Genomic DNA, 10,860 nt, shown 5'->3' with positions numbered 1-10,860 from the left:
TAAATAATTATTATAAATCAATATATTATAAGAATAAGCGCCCTATATAAAAAATCAGCTAAATATCAGGGATACTCTGATTATTTTATTCACTTTTGATAGTGGTGGTGGTGGAAAAGAACCAACGCGTTGAAGTGCCGCCATCGCTAATCGATCAAGTTCCGGATTACCAGCAGAGACTGCCACACGACTAGAAAAAATACTTCCTTGCTCATGCACCATAAATTCTAACTTCACCGTTCCTTTTGCACGACTGGTACGCTGTCCCACAATATAATTTTTTTGCCTTTCTAATTGTGACTGTACCTTTGCTAACCACTCCATTAACAACATATCTTCAAGCCCTGCCGTACCGACGCCCTTGTTGGTGGAAGAAGAACGTACCGCCTTTGCATTGGAGCGCTTTACTACAGCCTTTGGCATCGGTAGTGTTTTTTTGATAAACGCTTTATGTTCCACTTTTTGAGGAAGGGGTTCTTCCAAAGACTTTAAGTCATCTTGTTCTATCATATGCTGAAGTTCTTCCGATTGAACTTCATCCACGGATTCCAATTCCTCTGACTCCTGCTCTAAAAGATCAGACTGTAATACTTTTGGCTCTGTATTAATATCCGACTCTGTATGAATATCTGACAAATCTGTATCAACATCCGGATAGACAGTTTCTTGCACAAAAGTCAGCTCAATCTCCGACGAGAGCAAGCCATTACCTACACCCGTACTTTGAAAATAAAATTGCGCTCCCAATAATACATGCAAAAATAAAGCTCCAACAAATGCACCAATCCAAAGAGTTAATAATTGCGTCGTATTTGCAAAATTCATCATTTCTTCTGCCACTATTTTAAGCTTAATATTGGTGTTCAATCTCATTAAAACAGGCTATTTTGAAATTGCAACTTTTTTCTTGACTGATTTTGTCATGTTTAATATGGTTTTCTAGTGATTTTGTCTTGTTGGCAAAATCATTTCTGCTTGGCTGGCAAGTTTTAATCAGCGGGTCCAGCCTTTTTGTATGTAAGTAAAATTTCAAAACAGAGAGGGGATGTTTAAAAGGGTTGTGATGTGTTATGCAAATAAGACGAAAAAATATCTATAAAAGCTGTGTGATTTTAAGTGCATTATCGGTCTGTATGCCTTCATTTGTTTTTGCACGAAATAAAGATGGAGGTGCTGTCACTGAACTCAAACCAATTGTTATTGAAGAGAAAAAAATAGGAACGGCCTTGGATTCGGTCACTATTTTGACAGATCGAAAAACCGCGAAGGATATTCGTGAGAAGCAAATAACTGATGCCTATGATATTAGTCGTCTTTATCCAACCGTGGGGTATAACCCAAGCAATAACAGTTTTGTCATGCGTGGTTTAGAAGCAAACCGTGTTCTCACAACAATGGATGGTATTGTTCTTCCATGGTTCAATGATATATTGCGTGAGAACAGTGGTAACACAATGTTTGACTTTAGTGCGCTTTCCACACTTGATGTTATTCAGGGATCGGATTCTAGTCTTTATGGCTCTGGTGCACTAGGAGGAGTTGTTGCGTTGCGTACCCTTGATCCTGAAGATCTTATCACAGAAGGAAAAAATTGGGGTGGTCTTATAAGAGGTGGTTATCATTCTGTTGATAATAGTTGGCACGTAGATCAAGCTGTTGCAATGCGTGCTCAACAAACGTTTTTGCTTTTCCAAGGTTCTTATGCGGAAGGTCATGAGCGCAAAAATATGGGAACTCTAGAAGGCTATGAAGAGCGCACACGTAAAAACCCTGCTCATTTTGACCAAAATAATTTGCTCTTTAAAATTCACCAATACCTTGATGACAATCACCGGCTTGGTTTTACAGCAGAGCGTTTTGGTCACAATATTGATACACATTTATTGAATGCTTCTGACAGATATGCCCCTGGTTCCGTTTATGAGAAGGACGACAAACTCCGTGAACGCTTTTCTCTTTCTTATGACTATAACGGCAATGAAGATGCTATTTTTGATGCGTTTCGTGGACAGATTTATTGGCAAAGACAGTCAAGTCATGATATTACGACTTCATTTCGTGTTTCGGCACCCAAAGGGGATTTTTTGAGAGATAATTTTTTGCGTAATACCAATTATGGTTTCAATGCTGATGCTCTCAAGAAAGTTCATATTGGCACTGTAGATCATACGTTAAAGCTTGCCGCTAATGTCGTGTCATCTAAGTTTCATCATTATTTGTTCGGGAAAGATAATTGTCACTTGCCGGAAAATGCACGGGGGTGCCTCTTTGTACCCGCTAATCGGTCAGATTCACCAGATACAAATGGCTATAATTTGGGTTTTGTTTTTGAAGATGAAATTGGCTTTGCTGATAACCATTTCCGTATAACACCTGGAATTCGTTATGATTGGTATAAGTATATCCCTCAGAAAACGTCTTCTTATGAGAAAGCTCTGCTTTCTGACAAATTTCCTCCAGAAAGAAATGGTTCACGTTTTTCTCCCAAATTACGTGTGGAGTGGGATGTTCGTGATCAAGTAACGCTCTATGCTCAATGGGCACAGGCTTTTCGTGCACCACGTGTTGCAGAACTTTACGTCTCTTATATGAAACCCCCTGCTTATTACTCGAAGGGCAACCCTGATCTAAAAGCAGAAACGAGCAATGGGTATGATGTTGGCATAAGGTATGGAAATGGAAATTTCGGTGGTTCACTCAGTGCCTTTTTCAATCAATACAAGGACTTCATAGATACTGTGGATATAGGGCCATCAGAGGAATACCGATTGGGACGTCGCCATTATACAAATCGTGCGAATGTGCGTATTTATGGTGCTGAAGCAAAAATACATTTGGCTCTTAATGATGGATTCCATAGCAATTTTTCTCTTACCTATTCGCAAGGAAAGGATCTTGATAAAGATGAATATCTTAACTCAATTCCAGCTTTAAAAGTGATTGCTGGGATCGGATATGCAAAAGAAATCTGGGGAGCAGACGTCGTGCTTACCTCATCTGCCAAACGTGATAAAGTTGCTAAGGAATCGGACTATCAAAAAATTCCAGGTTATAATATTATTGATGTGTCAGGTTGGTTGAAGCCCTTTGGTGAAAAGGGTCCTGTTATAAGGGCTGGTGTTTATAATCTGTTCAATCAAAAATATTGGAATGTATCAGATCTTCCTTCCGGTGAAAGCTCAACGCCGAAGGATTATTATAGTCAGCCTGGTCGCAACTTTAAAGTTTCGTTCGTGCAAAAATTTTAGTCACTTTTGTTAACCATTAGATCAATGAAAAAGGTTATATCGGTAAAGAATAAATTATTGCGTTTCTGTTCTCATTGTCCTTTGAACAACAAATTTTGATGTTAGCGCTTTAACTCTTTGTAATTTATCGGTTTTTATTGTTCTACTGTTGATAAAATAAGGGCTTATTTGGTGGTGGGTTGAACCATTAGTTGATAGTGGTTCGACTTACTTTTTTTGATTTGAAAAATTAAACAATTAACCTTTAAACAGGTAACATAAGGATAAGCCCATGTCATACACAGCCGAAATGATTATTCGCTTGCGTGAAGAAAAAAAAGAGATGCGTAGCCGCGATTTCGCGGACTCTATTGGTATATCCGAAGCAGAACTCATTGCGGCTTATTGTACAATTGGAAAAGCAAAAAAACTACGCGCTGATGTCGCTACTCTCTTGGAAAATGCTCCTAAACTTGGAATAGTCATGGCATTAACACGGAATGAAAATGCTGTCCATGAAATAACAGGATGTTTTGAGAAGATTGTTCAAAGTCAGCATATTCCGATAACACTCGGTGAAATTGACTTGCGTATTTTTTCAAAACAGTGGAAGTTTGGTTTCGAGCATGACGTGACTATTCTCGGAACACCTATGAAAAGTCTGCAATTTTTTGATCAATATGGCATTGCTATTTTCAAACTCTATTCTCAAGACGCAACAAATATGGAAGAATGGGCTGCACTTGTTGAAAAGTTGCTTCATGACGATCAATCATCCGCACTTGATATTTCTCCCGCTCCTACTCCAGTACAATGTGATACGGCAAAGTTAGATGTTGAAAAGTTCCGAGATCGTTGGCGACAGATGACTGATGTGCATCAACTTCATGGAATTATTTCTGAACTGAAAATTAATCGACATAATGCTGTAAAACATGCCGGAAATGAATTTGCCGATGAGTTAAAAATAGAAGCTGTTGAGATGATGCTCAAACAAGTTGCACAAGAAGAGTTACCAATTATGTGTTTTGTTGGAAATAAAGGATGTATCCAAATTTTCACTGGGCAAGTAAAGAACATTAAGCAAATGGGACCTTGGCTTAATGTTCTCGATCAGAAATTTCACCTCCATTTACTCGTTTCTGGAATCAAGAAGGTATGGCGTGTTCGCAAACCTACAATTGATGGGTATGTCAACTCACTTGAAGTTTTCGATAAAGATGATGAGATGATTATTCAATTCTTTGGCGTACGCAAGGAGGGCCAAAAAGAACGTGAAGATTGGCGCTCTTTATTGAATGGTTTACCATCGTGTCAAGAAAACAGCAGTAACTAAGATAAGGTAAGGTCAGACATGTTCATATCTCTTTTGCATAGGTTATCAAACCTTTTCCTTATGTGTTTACTGCTCTCTCTTACCTGTTTTTCTAAACAAGTGATTGCTGAACCCACAACCCGTTTTCCTGAAAATGCTCGAATTGTTTCTATCGGCGGAGCACTTACAGAAATTGTCTATGCATTGGGAGCCCAAGATCAACTTATCGCCCGTGATAGTACAAGCGTCTACCCACAAGAAGCGCTCAAGCTTCCTGTGCTTGGATATATGCGTGCTCTTTCACCTGAGGGTGTTTTATCACTTGCCCCAGAGGGCATATTACTTGTTGAAGGAAGCGGTCCTGCTTCAACGATTGATATTCTCAAAAAAACATCAATACCTCTGGTGATCATACCAGAAGACTACTCCCGTGAAAATGTGATAGAAAAGATTCGCCTCGTTGGCCAAGCTATTCATCGAGAAGTGCAAGCGGCTGCGTTAATTGAAAAATTGAAGCGTAATTTTTTAGAAAACGATGCGCTTTTGGCGAAAGTAACAACACCAAAGCGTGTTCTTTTTGTTTTCTCTGTGCAAAATGGACGCGTCATGGCATCTGGAACAGGTACTGCAGCTGATAGTATGATAAAACTTTCAGGTGCTATCAATGCTATCACCGATTATAAAGGATATAAACTTCTCAATGGCGAAGCGTTATTGAAATCAGATCCTGATGTTATCTTACTTGTAAAACATGGTGCAAGATCAACCAGCATTGATAAGATTTTAGCCATACCGGCAGTTCAAGCAACAACAGCAGCAAAAAATCATGCCATAAAACAGATGGATGCTATGTATTTTTTAGGATTTGGTCCACGCACTGCAGACGCATCAAGAGAGCTTATTGAGATACTTTATGGTGCAAATCAAAACGGTAAGAGCTGATAAAAATGGTAGACGGTACATCCATGATGCATTTACCTGAAGCAAAAGAAGGTAAAAAAATAAACCGTTCAAAGCAGGGGAAGATTTTATTATTAAGCTTAATAATATTCCTTATCTTCAGTATTTTTAGTGGGCTCTTGAATGGTGCCGCAAAGGTTTCTTTCGTTGATCTCCTCCATGTAATGCTTACACAAGATTTTTCAGTAAGTAGTAAAACGCGTGATTACCTCGTGCTTATCGACATAAGGCTTCCCCGTGTTATCTTTGGATTGTTGATTGGAGCAGCTTTAGCTGTCTCTGGTGTTCTTATGCAAGGGCTTTTCCGTAATCCTCTTGCAGATCCTGGAATTATAGGTGTATCAGCAGGTGCTGGACTTGGAGCAGTCTTAGCAATTGTTGTCGGTATTGCTTTTCCTATTTCATTTGCACCTTTTCTAGAGCCTTACAAAGTTATCATAGGTGCTTTTTTTGGTGGACTTTTATCAACGATTATTCTCTACATAATAGCAACGCATAATAGTTTTACCTCTATTGCAACCATGCTGCTTGCTGGTATTGCTCTTGGTGCATTAAGCAGTGCAGTTGTTGGAACATTGATTTTTATCGCAAATGACCAACAACTCCGTGATATCACTTTTTGGAGTCTTGGCTCTCTTGCGGGCGCTACATGGTTGAAAGTATGGCTCGTTCTCCCTTTCATCGTTATTGGTCTTCTTTTCTCTCCCTTTTTATCACGAGCACTTAATGCCCTTGCTCTTGGAGAAGCTGTTGCTGGCCATATTGGTTTCCATATTCAACGCGTTAAAAATATTGCTATTCCCCTTGTTGCTCTTATGTGTGGTAGTGCTGTTGCTGTCAGTGGCGGAATTGGTTTCATTGGTATTGTTGTTCCACATATTTTGCGTCAGCTAATTGGTCCCGATCACCGCTATCTTATTCCCTGCTCTGCTCTCTTGGGGGCAGCATTACTCATTTTTGCCGACACATTTGCGCGCCTCATTGTTGCCCCCGCAGAATTGCCAATCGGAATTGTTACAGCACTTTTTGGTGCCCCTTTTTTCCTTTGGATTCTTATATGCAAACGAGGAACAGACTTTTCATGATTGAAGCGACAAATATTTGTGTTCAGCGCGGAAAGAAGCAGATTCTTAAACACATTAATCTTCAAGCTAAAAGTGGTGCTTTTACCATTATTATTGGTCCTAATGGATCTGGGAAGAGTACTTTTATTAAAGCACTGAGTGGAGAAATTCCCTACAGTGGAAAAATAACCTTAAATGGTTATAATGTATGCCAAACAAAAACTCATGAAATGGCAACCATGCGCGCTGTGCTACCACAATCAACAACATTGGCATTTCCATTCTTAGTCTATGAAGTAGTAGAACTTGGTCTCTCCGCGAACCAATTCACCATCGCAAAAGATGAATTGAAAAACCTTACCCAAAAGGTTTTAGAATGCGTTGGTCTTGCTAACTATAGTGATCGATATTATCACCAATTATCAGGCGGAGAACAAGCTAGAGTACAACTTGCTCGTGTCCTTTGCCAAATCTGGAAACCTGTTCATAATGGAATTCCTCGCTGGATGATATTAGATGAACCTATTGCTAACCTCGACATCCAACACCAGCTTGTTGTTATGGATATTGCCAAAAATTTTGCCCATTCTGGTGGCGGCGTTCTTGCTGTTCTTCATGACCTCAATCTCGCAGCACATTATGCAGATAACATGATTTTGCTCAAGGAAGGAGAGGTTTATTGCGAAGGAAATGCAACTAACGTTTTGACAACACAAAATCTCCGCGATGTTTATCATTGTTCTTTAAACGTTTCTGAATTACCTAAAGAAGATATCCCTTTTATACTCCCTCAAACGGCATCCTCCTATGAAATTAAATCTCTAAGCTATCGGTTTCAATCTAAAAACTAAAGTCCATAGAAAAATAAAACATGCAAATATTCAAGAATTTTTTTTTATTTTTATATGAGTTTTTTTTGTCATCTGTCATTTTAAAAAATTGTTTTTTTTCGACTCTCTCAAGTATCATATTAACAGTATAGATTTCCTCTTCATACGCTAGAAAATAACGCGGAATTGCTCCGCGTTAACAAAATTATCAGGGTGGATGGATTATTATTACTCAAACATACTCATGATTTTATAGCATAGACAACGGTTGCATTAACAGGACGCGTTTCTGCCTCACCCGTATGGGAAAGAGTTACCTTGTGTGTATGTGCACCAGCAGAACCTGTTCTCCCTTTCAGGGTCGCATTATAAGTATAATGATTCGGTAGTCTCCCAATATCACCAACTGGCCATCCTACCCCTTGATACTCAAAATTATGCGCATGCTCGCCTGCATTTTCAATACTCCCAATATGCGTATGCGATTTTATGCTATCTTGTTGTTCATCTGCAAATTTTCTACCACCATCTAAACCCCGACCATTATCAAAGCCGCGTAAAAACATGCCTCTAAAATCAGGAACTTTAAAAGTTTTATTGCTGTCTTTTCCCCATTTATCACCTATTGCGTTGAATAACTGCGGATAATCTTCACGCTTATAGGCCTTACCATCACACAAAAGCCAACCATTTGGCACATTTTGCATAGCAAATGTTGCAATGAATCCAGAGGGAAAACTTTCTATCTTTGGTGGTGTAGGATTTAATAAGTACCACCCCTCATGCTCTTTTATTAAAACACCATTATTGTATACCATTTCATAAATGCCATCTGTTTGAAGTTCTCCACCTTCTAATGGTATAACCCCCACATCAGTTGCTTTATAGATAAGCTTTTCTCCTATATTATTAACAGTTATTTTTGTCGCGCCAATATTTACACCACAAGCTTTAAAACGTATGACGATATCATTGTTGTATTTCTTTATAGGCGAAACTGTCTTTAAGGTAATTAATGTTGTTTTATCTTCCACATTTACTATAAAGCTTGAATTAATAGATCCACCATTATCTGCAAGATATTCACGCACGCGCTGCATCATCGCCCGTGCACTATCATTAACAGAACTAGGCGGCTGACCTTCTGCCCAATTAATGATACTATCTGAATAAGCATTTTCATCAGCCTTTAGAGACCAATCGTAAATATTAGACATTATAAATCCCCCATTATTTTCATAGTTTTTTTAACAAATTCTCGTTCTGTGCACTAAAATGTGCTGCCGCTGTTGATTGGTACATCATAATCACTGCACCATCCGTATTTACGCATTTTACCTCTCTTCACTCCTTACAATTTAATAACCTAAATTCACCAGATGCTTTTCATAACATTAGTATTAATGTTTTCTCTTCTAATGTGTAATGTAACACCTCATCTGATGTTACTTAATATCTTGTTTTGTTGCTTTGCTGTTGTTATATAATTATTTTTTAAATCTTGCATCTTGTTGCAAAATTTATAAATACTGTTCAAAATTTTCCTTATTATGGATTTCATACAACCATTATCGAATGTAATAACTTATCATCCACATAGAAAGTTTCTGATTTAAACATTATCTTTTTTTATTTTTTTCAATAGTTTAAATCTATCGCGTTGATATTTTAAAACAAAAAAACTCTATCTTTTGGCTATCACTTGTATTAAAATTTTAAAAGTTAGCTTCAACTTCGTTGCATGCTTCATTATGTTTTTATTCACATGCAGATGCTTTGTTATATTTTATTCAATTTATTCCTGAAATTGTATTACAAGGTCAGCACCAATGTTTTTTTGAACAAGCTTTTGTCTAATCTAAATGCACCATAGAAAATATATTCAATATGGACATTTCTTCACACTTTCATTGAACTGGAAATGAAATACTTTGAAATACTAAAGAAACACCACACACCCTCACCAAATCTGAAGGTTGTATCCAATCCGGAAAATATTAAAAAACATAACCTAGCACCCTCCCCCAATTTTTATGAACAATACCCTTGTTTTTTAAACGCCCCGTAATCAAATTCTCCCCTCCCGCACTTAGCATATCTCTATATATATTATTATATGTATATTTTTTTTGCAAGAATAATAAATCATTCTCAACAACATCTTGCAATTATTGGTGCTCTTCTCTATTCTTTCCGGCGTTTACCTCATTATTTAGTATAAGTGCACTACTTAAAAATGATTTTTTTACAAGATCTAAAAGATAAACTGTTTTTTATATCTTTCATAATGTTCATAACCAGTTTTATGGTATTAGTGGGACAATGCAAAGCGATTATAGAATGCTATAATAGTGTAGATAAAGAACTCACTAACGAATTTACCTATGAGTCTCTTGTTAACACATTTGTCTATCTCTGGAGTATACCAATCATCTTTTCCTGTATAGCTGCAGCTTTTATATGGCTACCAATTGTAACATTGCTAATAATAGCAATATTAGTGGGAATTTGGTTACTCCTCCTCATAATTCCCTACTTATTCCAAAATTAGTTTTTGGCTTTGTTAATCATTATCATAATAATTCTTTGTTTGCGTTTGTTTTATTTATTACCTATTTTAGTGTTTAAAAATTTTTTTGATGAAAATTTACTCAATTTTTCTCTTGTTCTATTATAATAATAAGAGCACTTCGTTATAATTAGAAAGCTTTTTGTATATAATTAATGATTTTTTATCTGTAATATTGTTGCATGATATCACATGACTATTGAATAACTTTACCTTGAAAACAAAGAGCTTTATGTCTCAGAAAATGAATTTTTGCCTCGTCTTAAGCTAAAACACAGCGCTTTGTGCGCATTTCTATTGCAAACTAATTAATGAATTTACGTAGTACTTTATGCTGAGATACATCCTTTTTCTTTCCTCTCTCTTCCAACTCTTTAAAAGTGTTGATGAAATTTCAAGATGAAAAGCCTTTGTTCATTTTCATCATCATTTTTTAATTCCGCTTTACGATTTTTAAAACATTCAAGGCAATATTATTTTTAATAATAAAGATTAGGTATTGTTTCACGCTTTTGTTTATCGCACTCTTAATGGGAACATCCCCTCATGAAAAATAGAATGCCCCACACAAAATATAATGATAAGCTATTACAGATCATCATCTTTAAGCTTTTGAAGATACAAGCTGGAACCCATCATACATTTTGTTGGCCCCCACATTGCGATAGTCCTCGCATCTGAGAATGTTCATGAATGACTTTTGGCTTCCTTTCTTCAAGTATTTTGCCCCATATGCTCCCACTTATGACGTGCAAGGAAGTGATTTTATATGAAAAGATGTATGATGAGAGAATCTTATAGTATTCTGAGTTATTATTTTAATATGAAAAAATCTCAATCAGAGCTATAAACTATCTACTTTTTCCTTGATAATCCGTTTTTAACTTTATTCTTG

Annotated in this window: 8 protein-coding genes; 5 read left to right on the top strand and 3 right to left on the bottom strand. The window is 37.0% G+C overall.

The features are described 5' to 3' along the window. Positions 1 to 54: 54 nt before the first annotated feature. Positions 55 to 825 carry a cell envelope integrity protein TolA gene (locus ACFIJ7_RS06770; protein WP_375644892.1) on the bottom strand — a complete coding sequence of 257 codons (771 nt, stop codon included), beginning with the start codon at positions 823 to 825 and terminating at the stop codon, positions 55 to 57. 245 nt (positions 826 to 1,070) lie between these two features. Between ACFIJ7_RS06770 and ACFIJ7_RS06765 the strand changes: the two genes are divergently transcribed. The 5 genes from ACFIJ7_RS06765 to ACFIJ7_RS06745 all read left to right on the top strand — a co-directional run bounded on the left by ACFIJ7_RS06765 (position 1,071) and on the right by ACFIJ7_RS06745 (position 7,417). After that, positions 1,071 to 3,248, top strand: a complete 2,178-nt coding sequence (locus ACFIJ7_RS06765; RefSeq protein WP_375644887.1) for a TonB-dependent hemoglobin/transferrin/lactoferrin family receptor — start codon at positions 1,071 to 1,073, stop codon at positions 3,246 to 3,248. A 271-nt stretch (positions 3,249 to 3,519) separates the two neighbouring features. Then, on the top strand, positions 3,520 to 4,563 hold the full coding sequence (locus ACFIJ7_RS06760) for a hemin-degrading factor (protein ID WP_375644886.1): 1,044 nt from the start codon (positions 3,520 to 3,522) through the stop codon (positions 4,561 to 4,563). An 18-nt stretch (positions 4,564 to 4,581) separates the two neighbouring features. Further along, entirely contained in the window at positions 4,582 to 5,484 is a 903-nt protein-coding gene (locus ACFIJ7_RS06755; RefSeq protein WP_375644885.1) for a hemin ABC transporter substrate-binding protein, read from the top strand. Positions 5,485 to 5,489: 5 nt separating this feature from the next. Next, the gene (locus tag ACFIJ7_RS06750) at positions 5,490 to 6,587 is read left to right on the top strand and encodes a FecCD family ABC transporter permease (protein WP_375644884.1); all 1,098 of its coding nucleotides are present in this window, start codon (positions 5,490 to 5,492) and stop codon (positions 6,585 to 6,587) included. Beyond that, entirely contained in the window at positions 6,584 to 7,417 is an 834-nt protein-coding gene (locus tag ACFIJ7_RS06745; RefSeq protein ID WP_375644883.1) for a heme ABC transporter ATP-binding protein, read from the top strand. Before ACFIJ7_RS06750 ends, ACFIJ7_RS06745 begins: the two co-directional genes overlap by 4 nt. A 221-nt stretch (positions 7,418 to 7,638) precedes the next feature. On the opposite strand, the gene ACFIJ7_RS06740 is transcribed toward ACFIJ7_RS06745, so the two are convergent. Continuing rightward, a complete protein-coding gene (locus ACFIJ7_RS06740; protein ID WP_375635698.1) occupies positions 7,639 to 8,613 on the bottom strand; it encodes a phage tail protein in 975 nt (324 codons plus the stop codon). 780 nt (positions 8,614 to 9,393) lie between these two features. After that, the gene (locus tag ACFIJ7_RS06735) at positions 9,394 to 9,564 is read right to left on the bottom strand and encodes a hypothetical protein (protein WP_155914971.1); all 171 of its coding nucleotides are present in this window, start codon (positions 9,562 to 9,564) and stop codon (positions 9,394 to 9,396) included. Positions 9,565 to 10,860 lie beyond the last annotated feature (1,296 nt).

This window comes from Bartonella sp. MR100HLJHH, assembly GCF_042194215.1.
Lineage (GTDB): Bacteria > Pseudomonadota > Alphaproteobacteria > Rhizobiales > Rhizobiaceae > Bartonella > Bartonella grahamii.
This window is presented reverse-complemented; position numbering and strand designations above follow the sequence as displayed.

What these genes read in the sequence shown, in the direction of transcription:
- ACFIJ7_RS06770 (WP_375644892.1), bottom strand. Translation starts at nt 825, where the DNA reads ATGAATTTTGCAAATACGACGCAATTATTAACTCTTTGGATTGGTGCA.
- ACFIJ7_RS06765 (WP_375644887.1), top strand. Translation starts at nt 1,071, where the DNA reads ATGCAAATAAGACGAAAAAATATCTATAAAAGCTGTGTGATTTTAAGT.
- ACFIJ7_RS06760 (WP_375644886.1), top strand. Translation starts at nt 3,520, where the DNA reads ATGTCATACACAGCCGAAATGATTATTCGCTTGCGTGAAGAAAAAAAA.
- ACFIJ7_RS06755 (WP_375644885.1), top strand. Translation starts at nt 4,582, where the DNA reads ATGTTCATATCTCTTTTGCATAGGTTATCAAACCTTTTCCTTATGTGT.
- ACFIJ7_RS06750 (WP_375644884.1), top strand. Translation starts at nt 5,490, where the DNA reads ATGGTAGACGGTACATCCATGATGCATTTACCTGAAGCAAAAGAAGGT.
- ACFIJ7_RS06745 (WP_375644883.1), top strand. Translation starts at nt 6,584, where the DNA reads ATGATTGAAGCGACAAATATTTGTGTTCAGCGCGGAAAGAAGCAGATT.
- ACFIJ7_RS06740 (WP_375635698.1), bottom strand. Translation starts at nt 8,613, where the DNA reads ATGTCTAATATTTACGATTGGTCTCTAAAGGCTGATGAAAATGCTTAT.